Raw genomic sequence first — 26,774 nt, 5'->3', positions numbered from 1 at the left:
GATAACACCTTAGCAGGAGTGCGGGTAACTCACAGATTTCTTTTGTAGAGGTCTGTAACTGAACGAACTTATCAAGACTACAATTGGGGACGTGTTGTTCATGGCATCTACTGATGAGGCGTTGGCCGTAATCAAGCGCGGCGTTGACGAACTGATTCCGGAAGACGGGCTGATCGAAAAATTAAAAGAAGGTCGGCCTCTGCGTATAAAAGCGGGGTTTGATCCCACAGCTCCGGATTTGCATCTCGGGCACACGGTCCTCATTAATAAGCTGAGACAGTTTCAGGATCTCGGTCATGAAGTGATGTTCCTGATTGGCGACTTTACCGGCATGATCGGTGATCCGACGGGGAAAAGCGCCACGCGCCCTCCTTTAACCGAAAAGCAGGTTGCCGAGAATGCGGTCAGCTATAAGGAGCAGGTTTTCAAGATTCTGGATCCTGAAAAAACCCGGGTCATGTTCAATTCCGAGTGGATGAGCAAAATGAGTGCGGCCGACATGATCAAGCTTGCAGGCCAATACACTGTGGCAAGGATGCTGGAGCGCGATGATTTCACCAAGCGCTATCGCGCTGAACAGCCCATTGCAATCCACGAGTTTCTCTATCCCCTCGTGCAAGGGTATGACTCGGTTGCCATGGAGGCCGACGTTGAGTTGGGGGGTACTGATCAGAAGTTCAACCTGCTGATGGGGCGCATTCTGCAAAAGCAGTATGGTCAGTCGCCACAGGTCATCCTGACCATGCCAATTCTCGAAGGTCTTGACGGTGTCCAGAAGATGTCGAAGTCTTTGGGCAACTATGTTGGCGTTAATGATGCACCGGGCGAAATGTACACCAAACTCCTGTCGATGCCGGATACTCTTCTGTGGAGATATTTTGAGTTGCTGAGCTTCCGCCCGCTGGCGGAGGTGGAAGAATTCCGTAAGGCTGTCGAGGCTGGCGCAAATCCGCAGGACTATAAGAAGTTGCTGGCGGAAGAAATTATCACCCGGTTCCATAGTGAGGAAGCGGCGAAGACCGCGCATAAGTCGGCGGGCAATCGTGTCGCTCTTGGTGAGATTCCAGATAATGTGCCGACGGTCGAAGTTTCCCTGGAAGGAAAGCCGGATATGCCGATGGCATCGGTTCTCCGTCTCGCTGACCTGGTAAAGAATGGTGCTGCTGCAAGGGACGTTCTCAAGCGGGGAGCTGTCTTCGTGAATGGTGAGCAGTTTGATGGTAGTCGTATGTTTGTTGAGGGGGATGATTGTGTTGTTCAGGCGGGCAAGAAGAAGATCGCCCGCGTTCTGATTACAGCGTGATCGAATTGCGGCGATTTTGGGTTTTTTTCAGGATCGTCGTTGACACCTACGGGCAGGTCTGTAGAATGCGCATCTCTTCTGAGGGACAAGCCACTGAGACAGCGGCTTCTTGAGGGAGTAACTGTTTGAAAGCGCTGAAGAAATTGAGTTTCAAAATTCTTCAGAAAGCGGTTGACAGGAAAGCGATTCGCTGTAGAATGCGCCCCTCGAAACAAGCAGTAAGCCGGTCAGTTTTTCGGCGATTTCCGGAGACGGGGACGACGGAAAATAAACGGTTGACAGGGCGGCGGTTCGATGTAGAATACGCCACCTTGATTGAGCAACAGCTCAAACGCTCTTTAAAAAATTGACCAAGTAATTCGTGTGGGCGCTGGCCGAGGTATTTCGGATATGAAATATCAGGACAGTGACTCGTCGAAATTGAGTTTTGTCTTGAGCAAGAATAGAGAATCTTCGGATTCTTGTATGATTTAAACTGAAGAGTTTGATCATGGCTCAGATTGAACGCTGGCGGCAGGCTTAACACATGCAAGTCGAGCGGTAACAGGGGGTGCTTGCACCCCGCTGACGAGCGGCGGACGGGTGAGTAATGCTTAGGAATCTGCCCAGTAGTGGGGGATAGCCCGGGGAAACCCGGATTAATACCGCATACGCCCTACGGGGGAAAGCAGGGGATCTTCGGACCTTGCGCTATTGGATGAGCCTAAGTCGGATTAGCTAGTTGGTGGGGTAAGAGCCTACCAAGGCGACGATCCGTAGCTGGTCTGAGAGGATGATCAGCCACATCGGGACTGAGACACGGCCCGAACTCCTACGGGAGGCAGCAGTGGGGAATATTGGACAATGGGGGCAACCCTGATCCAGCCATGCCGCGTGTGTGAAGAAGGCTTTCGGGTTGTAAAGCACTTTCAGTGAGGAGGAAAAGTTAGTCGTTAATATCGGCTAGCCTTGACGTTACTCACAGAAGAAGCACCGGCTAACTCCGTGCCAGCAGCCGCGGTAATACGGAGGGTGCAAGCGTTAATCGGAATTACTGGGCGTAAAGCGCGCGTAGGTGGTTTGATAAGCGAGATGTGAAAGCCCCGGGCTTAACCTGGGAACGGCATTTCGAACTGTCAGGCTAGAGTGTGGTAGAGGGTAGTGGAATTTCCTGTGTAGCGGTGAAATGCGTAGATATAGGAAGGAACACCAGTGGCGAAGGCGGCTACCTGGACCAACACTGACACTGAGGTGCGAAAGCGTGGGGAGCAAACAGGATTAGATACCCTGGTAGTCCACGCCGTAAACGATGTCAACTAGCCGTTGGGGATCTTGAATCCTTAGTGGCGCAGCTAACGCACTAAGTTGACCGCCTGGGGAGTACGGCCGCAAGGTTAAAACTCAAATGAATTGACGGGGGCCCGCACAAGCGGTGGAGCATGTGGTTTAATTCGACGCAACGCGAAGAACCTTACCTGGCCTTGACATGCAGAGAACTTTCCAGAGATGGATTGGTGCCTTCGGGAACTCTGACACAGGTGCTGCATGGCCGTCGTCAGCTCGTGTCGTGAGATGTTGGGTTAAGTCCCGTAACGAGCGCAACCCCTATCCCTAGTTGCTAGCAGTTCGGCTGAGAACTCTAGGGAGACTGCCGGTGACAAACCGGAGGAAGGTGGGGATGACGTCAGGTCATCATGGCCCTTACGGCCAGGGCTACACACGTGCTACAATGGCGCGCACAGAGGGCTGCAAACCCGCGAGGGGGAGCTAATCTCACAAAACGCGTCGTAGTCCGGATCGGAGTCTGCAACTCGACTCCGTGAAGTCGGAATCGCTAGTAATCGTGAATCAGAATGTCACGGTGAATACGTTCCCGGGCCTTGTACACACCGCCCGTCACACCATGGGAGTGGATTGCACCAGAAGTAGTTAGTCTAACCTTCGGGAGGACGATTACCACGGTGTGGTTCATGACTGGGGTGAAGTCGTAACAAGGTAGCCGTAGGGGAACCTGCGGCTGGATCACCTCCTTAAACGAAGCCGAAAGCTTCGGTCAGAGTCCACACGAATTACTTGGTTGATTAATAAAGAGAGCAGATGGGTCTATCAGGCCCGTACCATTGGGTCTGTAGCTCAGGTGGTTAGAGCGCACCCCTGATAAGGGTGAGGTCGGTGGTTCAAGTCCACCCAGACCCACCAGAATTGTCCAGCTCGTCGTTGTGTCCGGACTTGCATAGCAGGCTATGCGGCGCCCGAACACGCCTAGATCTGAACAATTCTTGTAATAGCTTGAATGGGGCTATAGCTCAGCTGGGAGAGCGCCTGCCTTGCACGCAGGAGGTCGGCAGTTCGATCCTGCCTAGCTCCACCAAAACTCTACTGACGAACCTTCGGGTTGCGATCAGTGTACAGAAACAAGCATTTCATCACGATGACAGCGGTTGTTGGGTGAAGTTCTTCTTTCTGATCACTGGGTCAGATTTGCTCTTTAACAAATTGGACGAGATAGAAACACGATTGATGGATTCCATTATCTCCGGAATTCATTGATCAGAGTGATAACGATTTCAAGCGTTATCCGGTGTTGTCGTTGAAGTGGTTGTATATGACTTCGAGCGACTGTCTCTGAACCTCATCCTGGATGGGAAAGCTGGTGTCACTTCGGTGGTGTCGGGGCTCTTGTTCATGTTGAAGTCCAGATCAGTTGTCTTGGGGTTATATAGTCAAGCAACTAAGCGCATACGGTGGATGCCTTGGCAGTCAGAGGCGATGAAAGACGTGGAAGCCTGCGATAAGGTTCGGGGAGCTGGCAAACGAGCTGTGATCCGGACATTTCTGAATGGGGAAACCCACCTGGTTTCGGCCAGGTACCTTGCACTGAATACATAGGTGTAAGGGGCGAACCGGGGGAACTGAAACATCTAAGTACCCCGAGGAAAAGAAATCAACCGAGATTCCCTAAGTAGCGGCGAGCGAACGGGGATTAGCCCTTAAGCTAAACAACTGGTAGGAGAAGGCTCTGGAAAGTGCCGCCATAGTGGGTGATAGCCCCGTATCCGAAACCTGAGTTTAGTGAAATCGAGTAGGACGGGACACGTGGTATCCTGTCTGAATATGGGGGGACCATCCTCCAAGGCTAAATACTCCTGACTGACCGATAGTGAACCAGTACCGTGAGGGAAAGGCGAAAAGAACCCCTGTGAGGGGAGTGAAATAGATCCTGAAACCGTATGCGTACAAGCAGTCGGAGCAGACTTGTTCTGTGACGGCGTACCTTTTGTATAATGGGTCAGCGACTTATGTTCAGTGGCGAGGTTAACCGTTTAGGGGAGCCGTAGGGAAACCGAGTCTGAATAGGGCGATTTAGTCGCTGGGCATAGACCCGAAACCGGGCGATCTATCCATGAGCAGGTTGAAGGTTGAGTAACATCAACTGGAGGACCGAACCCACTGTCGTTGAAAAGCCAGGGGATGACTTGTGGATCGGAGTGAAAGGCTAATCAAGCCCGGAGATAGCTGGTTCTCCCCGAAAGCTATTTAGGTAGCGCCTCGGACGAATACCACAGGGGGTAGAGCACTGTTTCGGCTAGGGGGTCATCCCGACTTACCAACCCGATGCAAACTCCGAATACCTGTGAGTACTATCCGGGAGACACACGGCGGGTGCTAACGTCCGTCGTGAAGAGGGAAACAACCCAGACCGCCAGCTAAGGTCCCCAAGTACCAGTTAAGTGGGAAACGATGTGGGAAGGCTCAGACAGCTAGGAGGTTGGCTTAGAAGCAGCCATCCTTTAAAGAAAGCGTAATAGCTCACTAGTCGAGTCGGCCTGCGCGGAAGATGTAACGGGGCTCAAACTGGTCACCGAAGCTGCGGCTGCATACTTTGTATGCGGGGTAGGGGAGCGTTCTGTAAGCCTGCGAAGGTGTGTTGAGAAGCATGCTGGAGGTATCAGAAGTGCGAATGCTGACATGAGTAACGACAATGCGGGTGAAAAACCCGCACGCCGGAAGACCAAGGGTTCCTGCGCAACGCTAATCGGCGCAGGGTGAGTCGGCCCCTAAGGCGAGACCGAAAGGTGTAGTCGATGGGAAACGGGTTAATATTCCCGTACCTTGGATAGCTGCGATGGAGAGACGGAGAAGGCTAGGTGAGCCGGGCGACGGTTGTCCCGGTTTAAGCGAGTAGGGAGTGGACTTAGGCAAATCCGGGTCCACAATCCTGAGACGCGACGACGACTGCCCTTTTAGGGCGGGAAGTCATTGATGCCCTGCTTCCAGGAAAATCTTCTAAGCTTCAGGCTATTCGAGACCGTACCCCAAACCGACACAGGTGGTCAGGTAGAGAATACCAAGGCGCTTGAGAGAACTCGGGTAAAGGAACTAGGCAAAATGGTGCCGTAACTTCGGGAGAAGGCACGCTGGTGGTATGTGAAGCCCCTGCGGGTGGAGCAGAAGCCAGTCGAAGATACCAGGCCCCTGCGACTGTTTATTAAAAACACAGCACTGTGCAAACACGAAAGTGGACGTATACGGTGTGACGCCTGCCCGGTGCCGGAAGGTTAATTGATGGGGTTAGCATTCGTGCGAAGCTCTTGATCGAAGCCCCGGTAAACGGCGGCCGTAACTATAACGGTCCTAAGGTAGCGAAATTCCTTGTCGGGTAAGTTCCGACCTGCACGAATGGCGTAACGATGGGGGCGCTGTCTCTACCCGAGACTCAGTGAAATTGAAATCGCCGTGAAGATGCGGTGTATCCGCGGCTAGACGGAAAGACCCCGTGAACCTTTACTATAGCTTCACAGTGAACTTTGAGCATGTTTGTGTAGGATAGCTGGGAGGCTTTGAAGCGGCGACGCCAGTCGTCGTGGAGCCAACCTTGAAATACCAGCCTGACATGTTTGAGGTTCTAACTTGGACCCCTTATCGGGGTTGAGGACACTGTGTGGTGGGTAGTTTGACTGGGGCGGTCTCCTCCCAAAGCGTAACGGAGGAGCACAAAGGTGGGCTAAGTACGGTCGGACATCGTACGGTTAGTGTAATGGCACAAGCCCGCTTGACTGCGAGACAGACACGTCGAGCAGGTACGAAAGTAGGTCATAGTGATCCGGTGGTTCTGTATGGAAGGGCCATCGCTCAACGGATAAAAGGTACTCCGGGGATAACAGGCTGATACCGCCCAAGAGTTCACATCGACGGCGGTGTTTGGCACCTCGATGTCGGCTCATCACATCCTGGGGCTGAAGCCGGTCCCAAGGGTATGGCTGTTCGCCATTTAAAGTGGTACGCGAGCTGGGTTTAGAACGTCGTGAGACAGTTCGGTCCCTATCTGCCGTGGACGTTGGAGATTTGAGGAAAGCTGCTCCTAGTACGAGAGGACCGGAGTGGACGAACCGCTGGTGTTCGGGTTGTGTCGCCAGACGCATTGCCCGGTAGCTATGTTCGGATAGGATAACCGCTGAAAGCATCTAAGCGGGAAGCCCCTTCCAAGATGAGATCTCCCTGGACCTTCGAGGTCCCTGAAGAGCCGTTCAAGACCAGGACGTTGATAGGTCGGGTGTGTAAGCGCTGCGAGGCGTTGAGCTAACCGATACTAATTGCTCGTGCGGCTTGACTATATAACACCCAAGACAATTGCGGATAGCGCAACGAAATCAACATCACCCGTTTCCATCTCGTCCCCCAGTGATCAACCGTTTTGTCTGACGACCATAGCGGCTTGGAACCACCTGATCCCATCCCGAACTCAGACGTGAAACAGGCCTGCGCCGATGGTAGTGTGGCATTGCCCATGTGAGAGTAGGTCATCGTCAGACTCTTAATACCAAAAACCCCCAGCGGAATACCGTTGGGGGTTTTTTTATGGCCCGAACAAAGTGAACCAGGGCATGCTTCATCCCACGGGTGACGCCCAGGCGGTTGTTTTGACAGTGAAAGGCGAAAATTTCGCAATCAAAGTGAACCTGACACCCACCCCTTTTCCAGGTCAGCTAGCCGGGCTTCCCAAGTCGGAAAACGGCACTGACTTTGTTTTTTCCGCTCGTGTGGTGTTTAATCCGGCGTTACTCACTCTCCTGCCCGGATTTACTCTAATGAAAACCAAAGCACTCATTACCCTGCTCAGTGATGGACAGGTTCATTCCGGTGAGGCCCTTGCGGGCCTCCTTGGTGTAAGTCGAACCGCTGTATGGAAGCAGGTTCGCCGCGCTATGGACGAAGGGTTCAAAATAGAGACCATACGGGGTCGAGGTTATCAGTTGGTTTCTCGCGTTGACCTGCTTGACCCTGATCTAATTCTGGGAGGGCTGGCGCCGGAGCTTAGGGCGAGGCTGGCCCTGAGGGTACTTGATGAGGTGGACTCGACCAATGCCGAAGTTCTCCGGCAGATCTCGAAAGACGGTGAGGGGCTCCCTGTTTCCGTTGCCGACTGCCAAACGGCGGGACGCGGACGGAGGGGCCGGAGCTGGATTAGTCCCCGCGGCGAAAATCTGTACCTGAGCATGGGTCTTACCTTCCACGGCGGATTCGCGGTTCTTGACGGGCTCAGTCTGGTTCTGGGGGTTGCCGTCGCCAATGCTCTTGAGCAACTGGGTGCCTCGGAGATTGGCTTGAAGTGGCCCAATGACGTCTTTCTTCCCCATGGAAAGCTGGGTGGCATTCTTGTGGAGCTGCAGGGAGAGTTGCAGGAAGGGGTTGTTCAGGTGGTCGCAGGTATTGGAATTAATGTTCATATGTCAGACCTGGAAGGAGCTGATCAGCCGTGGAGTAGCCTGGCAACGGCTTTTCCGGGCCTTGAGTGGTCCCGTAACCGCATTGCTGGTGCAATCATCACTGCGGTGGTCGATGCTGCACGCCTATTCTCCGACCAGGGGTTTCGTGATTTCCGTGAGCCTTGGCAAAAACGGGATATCTTTTTGGGTAAACAGGTCGAGGCAAGGGGGGGTGAGATAAAGGGCACAGGGTCGGGCATTGATGAGAATGGCAATTACCTGCTTCGTACCGAGCGGGAAGTGATTCCTGTTCGTGCTGGTGAAATCAGCCTTCGGGTGACCTCATGAGGCTGTTGGTTGATGCCGGGAATTCCCGGCTGAAATGGCGCGTGGAGCAAGTTGGGCAGGTTATCGAAGAGGGTGTCGGTGTCCTTGATTCCTCCGATCCGTTGCAGGGCATGTCAGCACCGGTTGGCGCAGTATCCCGCGTGTCCATATCGACGGTCGCATCTGAGGACAAGAGGCAGGCACTTTTGGGCCACCTGAAGAGCCGTTTCAATGCGCCGGTAACGTTTTACTGGGCGGAGGCCAGGCGTCAAGGGCTAGTCAATGCCTATAACGACTTTTCACGTATGGGGGCCGACCGTTGGCATGCCATGTACGGGGCGTGGCAGCTGTCCAGGTGTGGGTTTGTAGTGGTTGATGCCGGCAGCGCCGTAACTGTGGATTATGTCGACCCAAGTGGCCGACATCTTGGCGGCTTTATTCTGCCCGGTTTGCACATGATGCTCCGGAGTCTCAAAACCGACGCTGCGAGAATCCGCTTTGATCCGGCCCAGGTTTTGGATACCCGCCCGGGCGCCAGTACCGGCGAGTGTGTGAATCATGGTTTGGCGTGGCTGTTCGGGGCGATGGTTCGGCAAATAGATAGCGATGCAAAGGCCTGCGGACTCAAAGACGTTCTGGTGACGGGGGGCGATGCCGAACGCCTGATTGGTCTTGGCTTGGCTGGCGTTCACCATCCCTCTTTGGTGCTTGATGGGCTGGGTGCAATTGATGCGGAGGATCACGGGGCATGAAGTGGCTCGCAATCGTCGCACTGACCCTGAATGTTGGCGTTTGGTATTTCTCCGGCGCGTTCGAGCCGGCTCAACGGTCAGGCGTTGTTGCCAGTGGAAATCTGCCTAGAGTTGCGAGCCTCAAGGCCTCGAGCCCTAAATCTACAGGTGGTGTTGCCCCGCTGTCCACGGTCGAAGGACTTTCCTGCGTCAGAGTTGGCTGGATTGACTCACCCGATGCCGCCGAGGCGCTTATTGACCGCCAGCCCCTCGCCAAAGAATTGGGTTTTACAGTTCATGAGGTAGAGAGGGAATTGCCTGCTTTGCATTGGGTAATTATTCCCCCCCAGCCCCCGGAAGTGGCACGGAGGAAGTTCCGGGATATTCAGCGACAGGGAATCGATTCCTATCTCGTTACTGAAGGCGAGAATCGAAATGCGATATCCCTTGGGCTTTTTGAGTCCCGTGAAGCTGCAAAATCCGTGCTTGAAGAAAAAAAACGTCAGAAACTTAATGTGGTACTGGCCAACTTCCCCCGAAATCAGATAAGCTACGCGCTCTCTTTTGAGGCTGAACCAGAACTTGCAAAAGAAATGGTTCAGGCGGTAGAAATGGATTACGGCAGGAAATTCGATTTCGTCGAAATCAACGCTTGTGAAAGTGTTGCAACGCCCAAAAAAAATCCGTAGTATACCGCCCTCGCTGACGAGGCGAATGTGAGCTGGCGTAGCTCAGTTGGTAGAGCAGCTGACTTGTAATCAGCAGGTCGGGGGTTCGATTCCGTCCGCCAGCTCCACTTTTAGTTTTACCAAATTCGCGTAAGCGAATTTGACTCGGAGGGGTTCCCGAGTGGCCAAAGGGATCAGACTGTAAATCTGACGGCATCGCCTTCGCAGGTTCGAATCCTGCCCCCTCCACCACTTATTGCTCGCGGGCATCGTATAGTGGCTATTACCTCAGCCTTCCAAGCTGATGACGCGGGTTCGATTCCCGCTGCCCGCTCCATTTTGATTTGTAATGCTCATGTAGCTCAGTTGGTAGAGCACACCCTTGGTAAGGGTGAGGTCGGCGGTTCAAATCCGCCCATGAGCTCCATATTAATCCGGTCAACGTGACGATCCAGGTTGATTAGGGGGATTGGTCGAATGTCTAAGTCTAAGTTTGAACGTAATAAGCCGCACTTGAACGTGGGCACCATCGGCCACGTGGATCATGGTAAGACTACTCTGACCGCAGCTCTGACTCGTGTGTGTCACGAAGTTTGGGGTACGGGTTCTGCGAGCGCGTTCGACCAGATCGATAACGCTCCTGAAGAAAGGGCGCGTGGTATTACCATCGCAACTTCCCACGTGGAGTACGATTCTCCTTCTCGCCACTATGCGCACGTTGATTGCCCGGGCCACGCTGACTATGTGAAAAACATGATCACTGGTGCGGCGCAGATGGACGGTGCGATTCTGGTTTGTTCCGCAGCTGACGGCCCCATGCCGCAGACTCGTGAGCACATCCTGCTGTCCCGTCAGGTCGGCGTTCCTTACATTGTCGTGTTCCTGAATAAAGCGGACATGGTGGACGATGAAGAGCTGCTTGAGCTGGTTGAGATGGAGGTGCGTGAACTCCTGAGTCAGTACGACTTCCCGGGCGACGATACTCCGATCATTACTGGTTCAGCGCTAATGGCGCTGGAAGGTAAAGATGACAATGAGATGGGTACTACCGCTGTTAAGAAGCTGGTAGAAGCCCTGGATGATTACATCCCTGAGCCAGAGCGTGCGATTGATCAGCCGTTCCTGATGCCGATTGAGGACGTATTCTCCATTTCGGGTCGTGGTACCGTTGTTACCGGTCGTGTTGAGCGTGGTATCGTCAAGGTTGGTGACGAAGTGGAAATTGTCGGCATCAAGGATACCGTCAAGACCACTTGCACCGGTGTTGAGATGTTCCGCAAGCTGCTCGACGAAGGTCGTGCCGGTGAGAACGTGGGTGTTCTGCTGCGTGGTACCAAGCGTGACGACGTTGAGCGTGGTCAGGTTCTGTGTGTGCCAGGCTCTATCAAGCCACACACCAAGTTCGAGTGTGAAGTGTACGTGCTGTCCAAAGAAGAAGGTGGTCGTCATACTCCGTTCTTCAAGGGCTATCGTCCACAGTTCTACTTCCGTACCACTGACGTAACTGGTTCCTGTGAACTGCCGGAAGGCGTGGAAATGGTTATGCCGGGTGACAACGTGAAGATGAGTGTTACCCTGATCGCTCCGATCGCCATGGAAGATGGACTGCGCTTCGCGATTCGCGAAGGCGGCCGTACCGTTGGTGCCGGCGTGGTCTCTAAGATCATCGAGTAATATACTCGAGAGTAAGTGCGCTGAGTTGTTTCGGTGCAGGCCAGTAGCTCAATTGGCAGAGCAGCGGTCTCCAAAACCGCAGGTTGGGGGTTCGATTCCCTCCTGGCCTGCCATTTTTTAACTTCCGGATACATAAGTTGATTCCTATGGAGTCAAAAGCCGTTCAGTCACCCAGTCGTTTCGATTTTCTGAAATGGCTGGTTGTTTTCGCTCTGATTGCCATCGGTGTGGTGGGCAATCAGTATTTTAGTGCCGAGTCCCTTCTTTATCGGGTTCTGGCTCTTGTGGGTCTTGCTATCGTAGCTGCTTTCGTTGCGCTGCAGACTGATCGCGGGCGTCGTTTCGCGACGCTTCTGAAAGAGGCAAGGGTTGAGATCCGGAAGGTGGTTTGGCCCACTAGGCCCGAGCTTGTTCAGACAACACTGATTGTTGTGGTGTTTGTTCTGGTTGTGGCTCTTTTGTTGTGGGGCATGGACTCGCTGATCAGTTTGTTGGTCGCCGGATTTATCGGTTAACGGGAGTGGGCAATGGCTAAGCGCTGGTACGTCGTTCATGCGTATTCTGGCTTCGAAAAGCACGTAATGCGCACTCTTAGGGAGCGTGTTGCGCTGGAGGGTATGGAGGACAGGTTTGGTGAAATCCTGGTTCCTACCGAAGAAGTTGTCGAAATGCGCGACGGGAAAAAGCGCAAGAGTGAGCGGAAGTTCTATCCCGGGTACGTACTCGTGCAGATGGAAATGGATGATGCGACGTGGCACCTTGTTAAAAACACGCCGCGGGTTCTGGGATTCATTGGTGGTACCAAGGATAAACCTGCTCCGATTACTGAGCGCGAAGCTGAGGCTATTCTGCGCCGCGTAGAGAGTGGTGCTGAGAAGCCTAAGCCGAAGACTCTGTTCGAGCCGGGCGAGGTTGTTCGGGTTGTTGAAGGGCCGTTTGCTGACTTCAATGGCGTTGTTGAGGAAGTCGACTACGACAAGAGTCGAGTCAAGGTAGCTGTCTTGATCTTTGGTCGGTCAACTCCGGTTGAGCTGGAGTTTGGTCAGGTCGAGAAGGACTAGACGGCACCTTAAAAGCTGAAAGCTCGCGCGCATTGGCGACGCGGGCTTTTTGTGTCTGAACCGGGGAGCTGAAAAGCGTTTGAACCCAAAGGAGATTTATCATGGCTAAGAAGATTGAAGCCTACATCAAGCTTCAGGTTGCTGCCGGCAAGGCCAACCCAAGTCCGCCCGTTGGTCCTGCATTGGGTCAGCGCGGCGTGAATATCATGGAGTTCTGTAAGGCGTTCAACGCCCAGACTCAGGATATGGAACCTGGTCTGCCGATTCCAACTGTTATCACTGTTTACAGCGATCGCAGCTTTACCTTTATTACCAAGACTCCGCCGGCTCCGGTTTTGCTTAAGAAAGCAGCCGGTATCAAGAGTGGCTCTGGTCGCCCGAATACTGACAAGGTCGGTACTGTGACCCGCGAGCAGCTCGAAGAAATTGTTAAAACCAAGGAGCCGGATCTTACTGCAGCCGATATGGATGCAGCGGTTCGTACCATTGCAGGAACAGCCCGTAGCATGGGCCTGAACGTGGAGGGCCTGTAACATGGCAAAGCTGAGCAAGCGTCAGAAGCTGATTCGTGAAAAGGTCGACCCGGCCCGTGCCTACTCCGTAGACGAAGCGGTAGCTCTTCTCGTTGAACTGGGCCAGAACGTGAAGTTCAAAGAGTCCGTCGACGTCGCTGTAAACCTTGGTGTGGATGCGCGTAAATCGGATCAGGTTGTCCGTAGCAGCACTGTTCTTCCACATGGTACCGGCAAAACCGTACGTGTCGCCGTATTTACCCAGGGCGCGAATGCCGAGAAAGCTACGGCAGCTGGCGCTGACATAGTTGGTATGGATGACCTGGCAGCCGAAGTCAAGAAAGGCAACATGGACTTCGACGTGGTTATTGCCACGCCGGATGCCATGCGTGTTGTTGGTCAGCTGGGCCAGATTCTTGGGCCGCGTGGCCTGATGCCGAACCCGAAAGTGGGCACGGTTACACCTGATGTTGAGACTGCGGTGAAGAATGCCAAAGCCGGCCAGGTCCGTTACCGCACCGACAAGAACGGCATTATCCATGCTCCGCTGGGTAACGTTGAATTCTCTGCGCAGAACATCAAGGAAAACCTTGAGGCTCTGATTGCAGACCTGAAAAAGGCCAAGCCATCGTCGGCGAAAGGTGTGTATCTTAAAAAGATCACCGTTTCCTCGACTATGGGACCTGGCCTGACTATTGATCAGAGTGGTTTGACAGTCTGACCCTTTGATTGATAGTTGCTTTGTAGTCTGGGCGGAAGCCAAGGCTGTCAAAGACCGCAGGCCCCCGAAGTCCTTTCTTGAAGAGGGCTGAAAGGGTTAAAGCAACGCCTGCGCAGACGGTGTGAAGACGTTCTCTCTGAACCCAAACACCGTTAAGGCGCCCGAAAGGAAGCTGAATATGACCGAGGTTATCCGGTTGTATAAAGGCTTCCAGGGCAATGATGGGTTTGCCGGGAATACCCCTGGCGAAATCGAGGAGAAATCCAGTGGCAATTAGACTCGAAGACAAGAAAGCGATCGTCGCTGAAGTCAACGAGACTGCCGGTGGTGCTCTGTCTGTGGTTCTGGCTGATTATCGTGGTGTTACCTCTGGTGACATGACGGCGCTTCGTGCCAAAGCTCGTGCCGAGAATGTGCGTCTGAAGGTTGTTCGTAACAACCTGGCAAAGATTGCGATTCGTGGTACCGAGTTTGCGTGCATCGACGAAGTTCTGGTTGGCCCGACCATTCTGGCATTCTCTATGGAAGATCCGGGCGCGGCAGCGCGTCTGTTAAAGGATTTTGCCAAAGAGAAAGAGGCGTTTGAGATCAAGGCACTGGCCGTCGGCGGAGAGCTGATGGGTGCAGACCAGATTGATCGCCTTGCCAAGCTGCCAACACGTCACGAAGCGTTGACAATGCTGGCCGCAGTTACACAGGCACCGATCACCAAGCTGGCACGTACACTGAACGAAGTTCCTTCGAAAGTGACTCGTGCTGTAGCGGCAGTTCGCGACCAGAAGCAAGAAGCTGCTTGATTCTGTTGAACACCATTTTTTATATTTTTGGGAGAAAGTCATGGCTCTGTCTAACGAAGACATTTTGAACGCAATCGCAGAAATGAGCGTAATGGACGTAGTTGCGCTTGTTGAAGCAATGGAAGAGAAATTCGGCGTGTCTGCCGCTGCAGCCGTTGCTGCTGCGCCTGCTGCCGCTGGTGGCGATGCCGCCGCTGCTGAAGAGCAGACCGAATTTGACGTTATTCTTACCGGTCCTGGTGAGAAGAAGGTCAACGTAATCAAGGCCGTTCGTGAACTGACCGGCCTGGGTCTGAAAGAAGCTAAAGAAATGGTCGACAGCGCACCTTCCGCAATCAAGGAAGCTGCTAGCAAAGACGACGCTGAAGCTGCCAAGAAGAAGCTTGAGGAAGCAGGCGCTTCTGTTGAGCTTAAGTAAGAGTCGGCTGTTGATCGAAACCGTGCATTAAGCATGGATAGGCTGGTGGCATAGTGCCACCGGCCTTTTTCTGTTGTATATGCTATAGAGTCTGGTGAGTAATAAAGGATCGAATTCGGATCTAAAACCTACAGCCAGAGTCTTGTTCAAGACGGCGCGATAAGCCGAGCAATTCGGCCCCGAAGCAGAACAATGGTTGCTTCTTGATACCAGGTATCAGGTCTAAAGCTGGGGAATGCAGATGACTTACTCCTACACTGAGAAAAAGCGGATTCGCAAAGATTTTAGTAAATTGCCTTCCGTGATGGACGTCCCCTATTTGCTGTCTATTCAGCTGGATTCGTTCCGGGACTTCCTCCAAATGGAAGCCGCTCCTGAGGACCGTCGGGAAACCGGTCTTCACGCAGCATTCAAATCCGTATTCCCGATTGTCAGTTATTCTGGCAACGCCGCGCTCGAATACGTGAGTTACCGTATTGGCGAGCCGGTTTTCGATGTCAAGGAATGCCAGCTTAGGGGCGTAACCTACGCAGCGCCGCTGCGGGTGAAAGTCCGCCTTATCATTTACGATAAGGAATCGTCCAACAAGGCGATCAAGGACATTAAAGAGCAGGAAGTATACATGGGCGAAATGCCCTTGATGACCGAGAACGGTACCTTCGTTATCAACGGTACCGAGCGTGTTATTGTTTCCCAGCTCCACCGCTCACCGGGTGTGTTCTTCGATCACGACAAGGGTAAAACCCACTCGTCCGGCAAGCTGCTTTATTCAGCCCGGGTGATTCCTTACCGTGGGTCCTGGTTGGACTTCGAGTTCGATCCCAAGGACGCCGTGTTCGTTCGTATCGACCGTCGCCGGAAACTGCCTGCTTCGATCCTGTTGCGCTCGCTGGGCTACACCTCCGAGCAGATGCTCGAGATGTTTTTTGAGACCAGTAAGTTCAGCCTGGGCGCCGAGGTGTGCAAGCTGGAACTGGTGCCAAGCCGTCTGCGTGGCGACATTGCAACCTTCGATATTAAAGATAACGAAGGTAACGTCATCGCCGAAGAGGGCCGCCGGATTACGGCACGCCACATCAAGCAGCTGGAAAAAGCCGGTATTAACGAACTGGAAGTGCCGACCGAGTATCTCTATGGCCGTGTGCTGGCGAAAGATATGGTCGACACCAAAACTGGTGAAGTGCTGGTTGAGTGTAACTCCGAGCTGACTGAGGAGCTGATCACCAAGATCCTGGATGCGGGTGTTACTGAGATTGAGACTCTGTACACCAACGATCTGGACTGTGGTCCGTTCATGTCTGATACCCTGCGGATTGATCCGACCCGTACGCCGCTTGAGGCGCTGGTTGAAATCTACCGCATGATGCGTCCTGGCGAGCCGCCAACCAAAGAGTCGGCGGAAAATCTGTTCAACAACCTGTTCTTCTCCGAAGAGCGTTACGACCTGTCTTCAGTGGGTCGTATGAAGCTCAATCGCCGACTGCGTCGCGAGGAGAGTACCGGTGAAGGCACACTGACCCACGAAGACATCATCGATGTCCTCAAGACCCTGATCGATATCCGCAACGGCCAGGGCAATGTGGATGACATCGATAACCTGGGTAACCGTCGTGTTCGCTGCGTTGGCGAAATGGCTGAAAACCAGTTCCGCGTTGGTCTGGTGCGGGTTGAGCGTGCGGTTCGTGAGCGTCTGAGTCTTGCTGAAAGCGAAGGCCTGATGCCGCAGGATCTGATTAACGCCAAGCCGGTGGCTGCCGCGGTTAAAGAATTCTTCGGGTCCAGTCAGCTGTCCCAGTTTATGGACCAGAACAACCCCCTTTCCGAGGTGACTCACAAGCGCCGTATTTCGGCTCTTGGACCCGGCGGCCTGACCCGTGAGCGTGCCGGCTTCGAAGTTCGTGACGTTCACCCGACGCATTATGGTCGGGTGTGTCCAATCGAGACGCCCGAAGGCCCGAACATCGGTCTGATCAACTCGCTGGCCACCTATGCCCGTTCCAACTCCTACGGCTTCCTGGAGAGCCCGTATCGGAAAGTTGTTGAAGGCGTGGTGACCGACGAAGTGGTCTACCTGTCTGCGATCGAAGAGAGCAACTATGTCATCGCCCAGGCCAGCGCGGCCATGGACGAAGAAAGCAAGCGCCTCACCGATGAGCTGGTTACTGTACGTCACCAGAACGAATTTACGGTCACGCCACCGGAAAGCGTGAACTTCATGGATGTGTCGCCGCGCCAGGTAGTTTCTGTGGCCGCATCTCTGATTCCGTTCCTTGAGCACGATGACGCTAACCGGGCCCTGATGGGTGCGAACATGCAGCGTCAGGCGGTTCCAACTCTGCGTTCCCAGGTGCCCCTCGTTGGTACCGGGGTTGAGCGAACTGTGGCTCAGGATTCTGGTGTCTGTGTGACCGCTCGCCGTGGTGGTGTCATTGAGAGTGTTGACGCCGCCCGTATCGTGGTCCGCGTCGATAATGCAGAAACAGAGGCGGGCGACGCCGGTGTGGATATTTACAATCTCACCAAATACACCCGTTCTAACCAGAATACCTGCATTAACCAGCGCTCGATTGTTCGTCAGGGCGATGTGATTGCCCGTGGTGATGTTTTGGCCGACGGCCCGTCCGTGGATTTGGGTGAGCTGGCGCTCGGGCAGAACATGCGCATCGCGTTCATGCCGTGGAATGGTTATAACTTTGAGGACTCCATACTCATCTCCGAGAAAGTGGTTCAGGAAGATCGCCTGACCACCATCCACATTCAGGAACTGACCTGTGTGGCTCGGGATACCAAACTGGGTAGCGAAGAAATCACCGCGGATATTCCGAACGTTGGTGAAAGCGCGCTGTCCAAGCTGGATGAGTCCGGCATCGTGTACATCGGTGCAGAAGTCGGGCCTGGCGACATTCTGGTTGGCAAGGTGACACCGAAGGGTGAAACCCAGCTGACTCCGGAAGAGAAGCTGCTGAGGGCTATTTTTGGTGAGAAGGCGTCGGATGTGAAGGACACATCTTCACGTGTTCCGACCGGTACCCGCGGTACTGTTATCGATGTGCAGGTCTTTACCCGTGATGGCATCGAAAAGGATCAGCGGGCGCAGTCCATTGAGAAAGAGCAGCTTAATCAGTACCGGAAAGATCTGAAGGACGAATACCGGATTGTTGAAGGTGCTACCTTTGAGCGGCTGATCAATGCTCTGAAAGGGCAGGAAGTCATTAGTGGTCCGGGTCTGAAAAAGGGCGCGGCGCTGGAAGAGAGCTATCTTGCCGAGCTGCCACGCTCCGATTGGTTCAAGCTTCGTATGAAAGACGATGGTTTGAATGAACTGCTGGAGAAATCCGAGCAGGGCCTTGAGGACCGGAAGAAGGAACACGAAGCACGATTTGACGACAAGAAGGGCAAGCTGCAGCAGGGCGATGACCTTGCGCCTGGCGTGCTCAAGATCGTCAAGGTGTACCTCGCTATCAAGCGTCGTATCCAGCCGGGCGACAAAATGGCCGGTCGTCACGGTAACAAGGGTGTTATTTCGTCGGTAATGCCGATCGAAGACATGCCTTACGATGAGTACGGCAATACGGTTGATGTCGTTCTGAATCCGCTGGGTGTTCCGTCTCGGATGAACGTAGGTCAGGTGCTTGAGACCCATCTGGGCGCAGCGGCCAAAGGTCTGGGTGAGCGAATCAGCCAGATGCTGGACGAGCAGCGTAAAGTGGCAGAGTTACGCAAGCTGCTGGATGAGATCTACAATCATTCAGACGAAGTGTTCAAGGTGGATCTGGATTCCTTGTCTGACAAGGAAATTCTGGAAATGTGCCACAACCTCCGTGGCGGAGTTCCCATGGCAACGCCGGTCTTCGACGGTGCCAAGGAAGCCGAGGTGAAGCACATGCTTGAACTGGCAGGGCTGAGCACCACTGGTCAGACCATGCTGTACGATGGTCGCACCGGGGATATGTTCGACCGCCCGGTGACGGTTGGTTATATGTACATCCTGAAGTTGAACCACCTGATCGACGACAAGATGCACGCTCGTTCCACCGGATCCTACAGCCTGGTTACCCAGCAGCCGCTGGGTGGTAAGGCGCAGTTCGGTGGCCAGCGCTTCGGTGAGATGGAAGTGTGGGCCCTTGAGGCTTACGGTGCGGCGTATACGCTGCAGGAGATGCTCACCGTGAAGTCTGACGATGTGAATGGTCGGACCAAGATGTACAAGAACATTGTCGATGGCGATCATCGCATGGAGCCGGGTATGCCCGAGTCCTTCAACGTTCTTGTCAAGGAGATCCGCTCGTTGGGTATCGACATCGAGCTGGAATCCGAGTGAGCCGAATTGTTTTTGGCAGCGTGAGCGGGCACCTGGTGTGCCCGCCCGAGATTAACGCCATCCGGAGCTTTTACTGATGAAAGATTTGCTGAATCTTCTCAAGAGCCAGAACCAAAGCAAGGAATTTGATGCCATCCGAATAGGCCTGGCATCGCCTGACATGATTCGCTCGTGGTCTTTTGGTGAAGTGAAGAAGCCTGAGACTATCAATTACCGTACCTTCAAACCGGAGCGTGACGGTCTTTTCTGTGCCAAGATCTTCGGCCCGATCAAGGACTACGAGTGCCTGTGCGGCAAATACAAGCGCCTGAAGCATCGCGGTGTTATCTGCGAGAAGTGTGGCGTGGAAGTGGCACTGGCGAGCGTTCGCCGTGAGCGTATGGGTCATATTGAACTGGCCAGTCCGGTTGCCCATATCTGGTTCCTGAAATCACTGCCGTCTCGCATCGGTTTGATGCTGGACATGACGCTGCGCGATATCGAGCGTGTGCTGTACTTCGAGTCCTTCATTGTGATTGACCCGGGTATGACCACGCTGGAGCGCGGTCAGCTGCTGAACGACGAGCAGTATTACGAAGCGCTTGAAGAGTTTGGCGACGAGTTTGATGCCCGTATGGGCGCCGAGGCCGTAAAGCAACTGCTTGAAGATATTGATCTGCAGGCGGAAGTGGATGCGCTGCGTGAAGAAATTCCGCAGACCAATTCCGAAACCAAAATCAAGAAGTTCAGCAAGCGTCTGAAAATTCTTGAGGCCTTCCTGTATTCCGGTAACAAGCCGGGCGACATGGTGATGACCGTTCTGCCGGTTCTGCCGCCGGATTTGCGCCCGTTGGTTCCGCTGGACGGTGGTCGTTTTGCGACCTCGGATTTGAACGATCTTTACCGTCGGGTAATCAACCGGAACAACCGTCTCAAGCGCCTGCTGGAGCTGAATGCTCCAGACATTATCGTGCGCAACGAAAAACGGATGCTTCAGGAAGCGGTTGATGCGTTGTTGGACAACGGCCGTCGCGGCCGTGCCATCACCGGCACTAACAAGCGTCCGCTGAAGTCTCTGGCAGACATGATCAAAGGTAAGCAGGGTCGTTTCCGTCAGAACCTGCTGGGCAAGCGCGTAGACTACTCCGGTCGTTCCGTGATCGTGGTTGGTCCCTACCTGCGTCTGCACCAGTGTGGTCTGCCCAAAAAGATGGCTCTGGAGCTGTTTAAGCCGTTTATCTTCTCCAAGCTTGAGCACCGCGGTCTGGCGACCACGATCAAGGCGGCCAAGAAGATGGTTGAGCGCGAAGAAGGCGTGGTCTGGGACATCCTGGACGAGGTCATTCGTGAACACCCGATCATGCTGAACCGTGCGCCGACCCTGCACCGTCTGGGTATTCAGGCGTTCGAGCCGGTACTGATCGAAGGCAAGGCTATCCAGTTGCACCCACTGGTCTGCGCGGCCTACAACGCCGACTTTGACGGTGACCAGATGGCGGTTCACGTACCGCTGACCCTGGAAGCGCAGCTCGAAGCCCGTGCGTTGATGATGTCCACCAACAACGTACTGTCACCGGCCAACGGCGAACCGATCATTGTACCGTCCCAGGACGTGGTTCTGGGTCTGTACTACATGACCCGGGAGCGCAAGAACGCGCCCGGTGAAGGCATGACCTTCGCGGACGTCAAAGAGGCGCACCGGGCCTACGGTGCTGGCAAGGTTGATCTTCAGGCGCGAGTCAAAGTGCGCGTGAAGGAAGTTGCAATTGCCGAAGACGGCTCGCGTACTGAAGCCTATAACATTGTTGATACCACGGTCGGGCGCGCCCTGCTGTTTGATATCGTGCCGGATGGCCTCTCGTTTGAGCTGGTCAACAAGCCGATGGTCAAGAAGGCAATCTCGAACCTGATCAACACCTGTTATCGCGATGCCGGTTTGAAAGACACCGTAATCTTCGCAGACCAGCTCATGTACATGGGCTATCACTATGCGACGGTATCCGGTATCTCCATCGGCTTTAACGATTTCGAGATTCCCCCGGAGAAGTACGAACTGGTTGACGCCGCTTCCCAGGAAGTAAAAGACATCGAAACCCAGTACGCGTCCGGTCTGCTGACCCAAGGCGAGAAGTACAACAAGGTTATCGATATCTGGTCCCGCGCCAACGACAAGGTCTCCAAGGCGATGATGGAGCGGCTGGCCAAAGAGCAGGTCATTGGTCCGGATGGTCAGCCGGTGAAGGGTGAGGATGGCGAGTATGTCATGCAGGAATCCTTCAACTCGGTCTACATGATGGCGGATTCCGGTGCCCGAGGCTCCGCGGCCCAGATTCGTCAGCTCGCTGGTATGCGTGGTCTGATGGCCAAGCCGGATGGCTCCATCATCGAAACGCCGATCACTGCGAACTTCCGTGAGGGTCTGAACGTACTTCAGTACTTCATCTCGACTCACGGTGCTCGTAAGGGTCTGGCAGATACAGCGCTGAAGACTGCGAACTCCGGTTACCTGACTCGTCGTCTGGTTGACGTTTCCCAGGATCTGGTGGTTACCGAGGAAGATTGCGGTACCGACGAAGGCCTGCTGATGACCCCGCACATCGAAGGTGGCGACGTTGTTGTGCCGCTGGGCGACCGTGTTCTGGGTCGTGTAACGGCCCGTGATGCGTTCACTCCGACCGACAAGGACAACGCAGTTGTCACTGCTGGCACCCTGCTTGACGAGAAAACTGTTGAGACCCTGGAACGGGCCGGTGTGGATGAAGTGTGGGTACGTTCAGCGATTACCTGCGAAACCCGTCATGGTATCTGTTCCAAGTGTTATGGGCGTGATCTGGCGCGTGGGCACCGGGTTAACGTTGGTGAGGCAGTGGGCGTTATCGCTGCACAGTCCATCGGTGAGCCAGGTACACAGCTGACCATGCGGACTTTCCACATCGGTGGTGCTGCAAGCCGGGCCTCTGCTGTAGATAATATCCAGGTCAAGCATGGTGGTACGGTTCGTTTGCATAACCTGAAATCCATCGAGAAGAGCGACGGATCTCTTGTGGTTATCTCTCGCTCCTCTGCGCTGGCCATCGCTGATGACCAGGGTCGTGAGCGTGAATGGTATAAGCTGCCATACGGTGCCGTGCTCTCTGTGAAGCATGGTGATGCGGTTGAGGCAGGTGTTGCGGTGGCCAAGTGGGATCCGCACACGCATCCGATTATTGCGGAAGCGGGCGGAACCGCGAAGTTTGTCAACATGGACCAGGGCATCACCGTCCGTACCCAGACCGACGAGCTGACCGGCCTGTCGACCATGGAGGTTATTGACCCGAAAGAGCGCCCGGCAGCTGGCAAGGACATCCGTCCGGCTATCCAGTTGATCGATGAAAAGGGAGAAGAAGTCGAGCTGCCAGGTGGTGGTACAGCGATCTTCTTCCTTCCGGCAAATGCCCTGGTCACAATGGCCAACGGCGCCCGGATCGAACTGGGTGATGTTGTCGCCCGGATTCCGCAGGAAAGCTCCAAGACCCGGGACATTACCGGTGGTCTGCCAAGGGTTGCCGACCTGTTCGAGGCACGTCGCCCGAAAGAGTCTTCTATTCTTGCCGAAATCAGCGGCATGGTCTCCTTTGGTAAGGAAACCAAGGGCAAGAAGCGGCTGGTGATCACTCCGAAGGATAGTGACGCTTACGAAGTGCTGATTCCGAAGCACCGTCAGCTGAACGTCTTCGAAGGTGAAACGGTCGAGAAGGGTGAGGTGATTTCCGACGGTCCGTCCAACCCGCATGACATTCTACGTCTGCTGGGTGTGGTCGAGTTGGCCAAGTACATTACCAACGAGATTCAGGACGTTTATCGTCTGCAGGGTGTTGTCATCAACGATAAACACATTGAGGTTATCGTTCGTCAGATGTTGCGGAAGGTTGAAATAACGGACCCGGGCGACACAACCCTGCTCTCCGGCGACCAGGTGGAAATTACTCAGGTGCTCGAGGAAAACGAGAGCGCCAACGCGGGAGACAAGGAGCCGGCACGGTTCGATCGTCTGCTGCTGGGTATCACCAAGGCGTCACTGGCAACCGAGTCGTTCATTTCCGCGGCTTCGTTCCAGGAGACCACCCGTGTACTCACCGAAGGTGCAGTGACCGGGAAGCGGGATTACCTGCGCGGTCTGAAAGAAAACGTTGTGGTTGGTCGACTGATTCCGGCTGGAACCGGTCTGGCTTACCATGCCGAGCGTCGTCGCAAACGTGAACTGGAAGCCCAGGGCGTGACTGCGGCAGACGTGGAAGAGGCTCTGAGCGCCGAGCTCAACCGCGAAAGCTGAGTTGAGCCGGTGCACCACCTCCGGGTAGATACCTATCCGGTAGGTGGTTAAAAAGAGATCAGTCTTCTTGACTGTCCAGGGGCGCAGGCTTACACTTGCGTCCCTTAAATTTTACCCCCTTCATTGGGGGTAAGTTTCATTGATATGGTTTTTTGGAGTTTGCTTACATGGCAACGATTAATCAGTTGGTGCGTAAGCCTCGTAAGCGCAAGGTAGCCAAGAGCGATGTTCCTGCTCTTCAGGCCTGTCCTCAGCGCCGTGGTGTTTGCACTCGTGTGTACACCACAACGCCGAAGAAGCCGAACTCAGCACTGCGTAAAGTGTGCCGTGTTCGTCTGACAAACGGCTTCGAGGTTTCGTCATACATTGGTGGTGAAGGTCACAACCTTCAGGAGCACAGTGTTGTGCTAATCCGTGGCGGTCGAGTAAAAGACCTTCCGGGTGTGCGCTATCACACTGTTCGCGGAACACTGGACACCCAGGGTGTGCAGAACCGTAAGCAGGGCCGCTCCAAGTACGGTGCAAAACGACCCAAGTCCTGATGTCCCACGCGGGTGTCTTTTATCGTTGCTTGTCAGAACGGTAAGAGTAAGGCTGAGTAGCATTTGAGCTATCTCAGGGGTTCCTGAAGACCTTTAGATATATAAGGGCTTATCGATGCCTAGAAGAAGAGTTGCAGCAAAACGGGAAATTATCCCGGATCCCAAGTTCGGCAGTGCACGTCTTGCCAAGTTCATCAACCACGTGATGGAAAGCGGTAAGAAATCCGTTGCAGAGCGCATTGTTTATGGCGCGCTCGATATTGTTGCCGAGAAATCAAAGGAAGAGCCGATCGACATGTTCGAGAAGGCCCTGGAAAACATCCAGCCGATGGTCGAGGTCAAGTCCCGTCGTGTTGGTGGTGCTACCTACCAGGTGCCCGTAGAAGTACGGCCTTCCCGTCAGAATGCGCTGGCCATGCGCTGGCTCGTAGAATACTCACGGAAGCGCGGTGAGAAGTCCATGGCACAGCGTCTGGCTGGTGAAATCCTGGACGCCGCTGACAGCAAAGGCTCCGCTGTTAAGAAGCGTGAAGATGTTCACCGCATGGCAGAAGCCAACAAGGCGTTCTCTCACTTCCGTTTCTAATCAGCCGAGGTTTATACAGTGGCACGCAAGACTCCTATCAAGCGTTACAGAAACATTGGTATTTGTGCGCACGTTGATGCGGGCAAAACCACAACCACCGAGCGGGTACTGTTCTATACGGGCATTTCCCACAAGATCGGTGAAGTTCATGATGGTGCGGCTACCATGGACTGGATGGAGCAGGAGCAGGAGCGTGGTATTACCATTACCTCTGCTGCGACTACCTGCTTCTGGCAGGGCATGGACAAGCAGTATCCTGAGCATCGGATCAATATTATCGACACCCCGGGGCACGTCGACTTTACTATCGAAGTAGAGCGCTCGCTGCGTGTGCTCGATGGTGCTGTTGTCGTTTTCTGCGGTTCTTCCGGTGTTGAGCCACAGTCTGAAACCGTATGGCGTCAGGCCAACAAGTACGAAGTTCCGCGCATGGTGTTCGTCAACAAGATGGACCGTGCAGGCGCCAACTTCCTGCGTGTGGTTGACCAGATCAAGAACCGTCTGGGTGCGAACGCCGTTCCCATTCAGTTGCCGATCGGTGCAGAAGATAACTTTGCCGGTATCGTGGATCTGATTCGTAACAAGGCGATCTACTGGAACGAAGACGACGCGGGTGCTACCTATGACCAACGCGACGTCCCGGAAGAGATGGTTGATGAAGTCGCCATGTATCGCGAGCAGATGATGGAAGCCGCTGCAGAAGCGAACGAAGAGTTGATGGAGCGTTACCTGGACGAAGGTGAGCTGAACATCGACGACATCAAGAAAGGTCTTCGTTTGCGTACGCTGGCGAACGAAATCGTTGTTGCGACCTGTGGTTCTGCATTCAAGAACAAGGGTGTTCAGGCTGTGCTGGATTCGGTCATCGAATTCCTGCCTGCGCCTGACGAAGTCAAGGCGATTCGTGGCGAGATTGATGAAGACGGTACGGAAGCGACCCGTCAGGCAGATGATGACGCACCGTTTGCGGCCCTGGCTTTCAAGATCGCAACCGACCCGTTTGTTGGTACGCTGACCTTCTTCCGGGTTTACTCCGGTAAGCTTGAATCCGGTAATGCGGTTTATAACTCTGTTAAGCAGAAGAAAGAGCGTGTCGGCCGGATGGTGCAGATGCACTCGAAGGACCGCCAGGAAATCAAAGAAGTTCTGGCTGGTGATATCGCAGCCGCGATCGGTCTGAAGAGTGTAACCACCGGTGACACCTTGTGTGACGAGAACAACAAGATTGTTCTTGAGCGCATGGAGTTCCCTGAGCCGGTTATCTCTGTTGCAGTAGAGCCGAAGTCCAAGGCAGACCAGGAAAAAATGGGTGTTGCTCTGGGTAAGTTGGCTCAGGAAGATCCGTCGTTCCGTGTTCGGACCGATGAAGAGTCGGGCCAGACCATCATCTCCGGTATGGGCGAGTTGCACCTCGATATTATCGTTGACCGTATGCGTCGCGAGTTCAAGGTGGATGCCAATATCGGTAAGCCGCAGGTTGCGTATCGCGAATGCATTCGCAAGCCTGTCGATGTCGAGGGCAAGTTTGTTCGCCAGTCCGGTGGTCGTGGTCAGTACGGTCACGTCAAAATCAAGCTTGAGCCACTGCCGCTTGATGATGAGGATGGTGACAACTTTATCTTCGTGAATGAGATTGTTGGTGGTGTTGTTCCCAAGGAATACATCCCGGCAGTTCAGCAGGGTATTGAAGAGCAGATGCAGAACGGCTGTCTGGCTGGTTATCCGCTGCTGCGCATCAAGGCGACCCTGTACGACGGCTCCTATCACGACGTCGACTCCAACGAAATGGCCTTTAAGGTCGCGGGTTCCATGGCGATGAAGAAGGGTGCCCTCGAGGCGAACCCGGCATTGCTTGAGCCGATCATGCGAGTTGAGGTGGTGACGCCGGAAGACTATATGGGCGACGTTGTTGGCGACCTTAACCGTCGTCGCGGTGTCATTCAGGGCATGGACGAGGGTCCTGCTGGCAAGGTCATCCGTGCAGAGGTTCCGTTGTCGGAAATGTTCGGTTACGCCACCGATCTGCGTTCTGCAACGCAGGGTCGGGCGTCATACGCGATGGAGTTCTCTGGCTACTCAGAGGCGCCTTCGAACATTGCCGATGCGATCATTAAAAAGGGTTGATCCCCAGGACTT

At 54.2% G+C, this 26,774-nt stretch carries 16 protein-coding genes, 7 tRNA genes and 3 rRNA genes; all 26 read left to right on the top strand.

What is annotated here, in order from left to right; all coding sequences use genetic code 11:
• Window positions 1-100 precede the first annotated feature (100 nt).
• On the top strand, window positions 101-1,303 hold the full coding sequence (gene tyrS, locus BKP64_RS12585) for a tyrosine--tRNA ligase (RefSeq protein ID WP_070970572.1): 1,203 nt from the start codon (window positions 101-103) through the stop codon (window positions 1,301-1,303).
• Between the two features lie 472 nt (window positions 1,304-1,775).
• A 16S ribosomal RNA gene (locus tag BKP64_RS12580) occupies window positions 1,776-3,315 on the top strand.
• Between the two features lie 89 nt (window positions 3,316-3,404).
• Window positions 3,405-3,481 (top strand) — tRNA-Ile (locus BKP64_RS12575).
• A 96-nt stretch (window positions 3,482-3,577) separates the two neighbouring features.
• Window positions 3,578-3,653: transfer RNA gene (locus BKP64_RS12570), tRNA-Ala, on the top strand.
• A 350-nt stretch (window positions 3,654-4,003) separates the two neighbouring features.
• A 23S ribosomal RNA gene (locus BKP64_RS12565) occupies window positions 4,004-6,897 on the top strand.
• Window positions 6,898-6,980: 83 nt separating this feature from the next.
• Window positions 6,981-7,095, top strand: a 5S ribosomal RNA gene (gene rrf / locus BKP64_RS12560).
• Together the 16S, 23S and 5S rRNA genes with 2 tRNA genes alongside form the textbook arrangement of a ribosomal RNA operon.
• Before the next feature lie 276 nt (window positions 7,096-7,371).
• The gene (locus tag BKP64_RS12555) at window positions 7,372-8,337 is read left to right on the top strand and encodes a biotin--[acetyl-CoA-carboxylase] ligase (RefSeq protein WP_070973671.1); all 966 of its coding nucleotides are present in this window, start codon (window positions 7,372-7,374) and stop codon (window positions 8,335-8,337) included.
• Window positions 8,334-9,068 (top strand): type III pantothenate kinase, encoded by a 735-nt coding sequence (locus BKP64_RS12550; RefSeq protein WP_070970569.1) that lies wholly within the window; start codon window positions 8,334-8,336, stop codon window positions 9,066-9,068. Before BKP64_RS12555 ends, BKP64_RS12550 begins: the two co-directional genes overlap by 4 nt.
• Window positions 9,065-9,736: a hypothetical protein gene (locus BKP64_RS12545; protein ID WP_070970566.1), complete on the top strand. Its 672-nt coding sequence runs from the start codon at window positions 9,065-9,067 to the stop codon at window positions 9,734-9,736. The genes BKP64_RS12550 and BKP64_RS12545 overlap by 4 nt, the downstream gene beginning before the upstream one ends.
• 31 nt (window positions 9,737-9,767) lie before the next feature.
• A tRNA-Thr gene (locus BKP64_RS12540) sits at window positions 9,768-9,843 on the top strand.
• A gap of 39 nt (window positions 9,844-9,882) precedes the next feature.
• A tRNA-Tyr gene (locus BKP64_RS12535) sits at window positions 9,883-9,967 on the top strand.
• Between the two features lie 10 nt (window positions 9,968-9,977).
• A tRNA-Gly gene (locus BKP64_RS12530) sits at window positions 9,978-10,052 on the top strand.
• A 14-nt stretch (window positions 10,053-10,066) separates the two neighbouring features.
• Window positions 10,067-10,142: transfer RNA gene (locus tag BKP64_RS12525), tRNA-Thr, on the top strand.
• A 50-nt stretch (window positions 10,143-10,192) separates the two neighbouring features.
• Window positions 10,193-11,389, top strand: a complete 1,197-nt coding sequence (gene tuf, locus BKP64_RS12520) for an elongation factor Tu (protein WP_070970562.1) — start codon at window positions 10,193-10,195, stop codon at window positions 11,387-11,389.
• A 37-nt stretch (window positions 11,390-11,426) separates the two neighbouring features.
• Window positions 11,427-11,502, top strand: a tRNA-Trp gene (locus BKP64_RS12515).
• A 33-nt stretch (window positions 11,503-11,535) separates the two neighbouring features.
• Window positions 11,536-11,904: a preprotein translocase subunit SecE gene (gene secE, locus BKP64_RS12510; RefSeq protein WP_070970559.1), complete on the top strand. Its 369-nt coding sequence runs from the start codon at window positions 11,536-11,538 to the stop codon at window positions 11,902-11,904.
• A 12-nt stretch (window positions 11,905-11,916) separates the two neighbouring features.
• Window positions 11,917-12,450, top strand: coding sequence for a transcription termination/antitermination protein NusG (gene nusG, locus BKP64_RS12505; RefSeq protein WP_070970556.1), 534 nt, complete (start codon window positions 11,917-11,919; stop codon window positions 12,448-12,450).
• Window positions 12,451-12,551: 101 nt separating this feature from the next.
• A complete protein-coding gene (gene rplK, locus BKP64_RS12500) occupies window positions 12,552-12,983 on the top strand; it encodes a 50S ribosomal protein L11 (protein WP_070970553.1) in 432 nt (143 codons plus the stop codon).
• 1 nt (window position 12,984) lies between these two features.
• Window positions 12,985-13,683: a 50S ribosomal protein L1 gene (gene rplA, locus BKP64_RS12495; protein WP_070970550.1), complete on the top strand. Its 699-nt coding sequence runs from the start codon at window positions 12,985-12,987 to the stop codon at window positions 13,681-13,683.
• Between the two features lie 266 nt (window positions 13,684-13,949).
• Window positions 13,950-14,480, top strand: a complete 531-nt coding sequence (rplJ, locus tag BKP64_RS12490; protein ID WP_070970547.1) for a 50S ribosomal protein L10 — start codon at window positions 13,950-13,952, stop codon at window positions 14,478-14,480.
• Between the two features lie 40 nt (window positions 14,481-14,520).
• Window positions 14,521-14,898, top strand: coding sequence for a 50S ribosomal protein L7/L12 (rplL, locus tag BKP64_RS12485; protein WP_070970543.1), 378 nt, complete (start codon window positions 14,521-14,523; stop codon window positions 14,896-14,898).
• A gap of 241 nt (window positions 14,899-15,139) precedes the next feature.
• Window positions 15,140-19,219 (top strand): DNA-directed RNA polymerase subunit beta, encoded by a 4,080-nt coding sequence (gene rpoB, locus BKP64_RS12480; RefSeq protein ID WP_070970540.1) that lies wholly within the window; start codon window positions 15,140-15,142, stop codon window positions 19,217-19,219.
• Window positions 19,220-19,295: 76 nt separating this feature from the next.
• Complete coding sequence (rpoC, locus tag BKP64_RS12475; RefSeq protein ID WP_070970538.1) at window positions 19,296-23,510, top strand: DNA-directed RNA polymerase subunit beta'; 4,215 nt, start codon at window positions 19,296-19,298, stop codon at window positions 23,508-23,510.
• A 167-nt stretch (window positions 23,511-23,677) separates the two neighbouring features.
• Complete coding sequence (gene rpsL / locus BKP64_RS12470; protein ID WP_012139854.1) at window positions 23,678-24,052, top strand: 30S ribosomal protein S12; 375 nt, start codon at window positions 23,678-23,680, stop codon at window positions 24,050-24,052.
• A gap of 115 nt (window positions 24,053-24,167) precedes the next feature.
• Window positions 24,168-24,638 carry a 30S ribosomal protein S7 gene (rpsG, locus tag BKP64_RS12465; protein WP_048497735.1) on the top strand — a complete coding sequence of 157 codons (471 nt, stop codon included), beginning with the start codon at window positions 24,168-24,170 and terminating at the stop codon, window positions 24,636-24,638.
• 18 nt (window positions 24,639-24,656) lie between these two features.
• Window positions 24,657-26,762 carry an elongation factor G gene (gene fusA, locus BKP64_RS12460; protein ID WP_070970535.1) on the top strand — a complete coding sequence of 702 codons (2,106 nt, stop codon included), beginning with the start codon at window positions 24,657-24,659 and terminating at the stop codon, window positions 26,760-26,762.
• Window positions 26,763-26,774: the final 12 nt, after the last annotated feature.

The organism is Marinobacter salinus (genome assembly GCF_001854125.1).
Classification (GTDB): Bacteria; Pseudomonadota; Gammaproteobacteria; order Pseudomonadales; family Oleiphilaceae; genus Marinobacter; species Marinobacter salinus.
This window is presented reverse-complemented; position numbering and strand designations above follow the sequence as displayed.

Excerpts from the sequence above, each read along its gene's own strand:
- tyrS (WP_070970572.1), top strand. The coding sequence starts at position 101 with ATGGCATCTACTGATGAGGCGTTGGCCGTAATCAAGCGCGGCGTTGAC.
- BKP64_RS12555 (WP_070973671.1), top strand. The coding sequence starts at position 7,372 with ATGAAAACCAAAGCACTCATTACCCTGCTCAGTGATGGACAGGTTCAT.
- BKP64_RS12550 (WP_070970569.1), top strand. The coding sequence starts at position 8,334 with ATGAGGCTGTTGGTTGATGCCGGGAATTCCCGGCTGAAATGGCGCGTG.
- BKP64_RS12545 (WP_070970566.1), top strand. The coding sequence starts at position 9,065 with ATGAAGTGGCTCGCAATCGTCGCACTGACCCTGAATGTTGGCGTTTGG.
- tuf (WP_070970562.1), top strand. The coding sequence starts at position 10,193 with ATGTCTAAGTCTAAGTTTGAACGTAATAAGCCGCACTTGAACGTGGGC.
- secE (WP_070970559.1), top strand. The coding sequence starts at position 11,536 with ATGGAGTCAAAAGCCGTTCAGTCACCCAGTCGTTTCGATTTTCTGAAA.
- nusG (WP_070970556.1), top strand. The coding sequence starts at position 11,917 with ATGGCTAAGCGCTGGTACGTCGTTCATGCGTATTCTGGCTTCGAAAAG.
- rplK (WP_070970553.1), top strand. The coding sequence starts at position 12,552 with ATGGCTAAGAAGATTGAAGCCTACATCAAGCTTCAGGTTGCTGCCGGC.
- rplA (WP_070970550.1), top strand. The coding sequence starts at position 12,985 with ATGGCAAAGCTGAGCAAGCGTCAGAAGCTGATTCGTGAAAAGGTCGAC.
- rplL (WP_070970543.1), top strand. The coding sequence starts at position 14,521 with ATGGCTCTGTCTAACGAAGACATTTTGAACGCAATCGCAGAAATGAGC.
- rpoB (WP_070970540.1), top strand. The coding sequence starts at position 15,140 with ATGACTTACTCCTACACTGAGAAAAAGCGGATTCGCAAAGATTTTAGT.
- rpoC (WP_070970538.1), top strand. The coding sequence starts at position 19,296 with ATGAAAGATTTGCTGAATCTTCTCAAGAGCCAGAACCAAAGCAAGGAA.
- rpsL (WP_012139854.1), top strand. The coding sequence starts at position 23,678 with ATGGCAACGATTAATCAGTTGGTGCGTAAGCCTCGTAAGCGCAAGGTA.
- rpsG (WP_048497735.1), top strand. The coding sequence starts at position 24,168 with ATGCCTAGAAGAAGAGTTGCAGCAAAACGGGAAATTATCCCGGATCCC.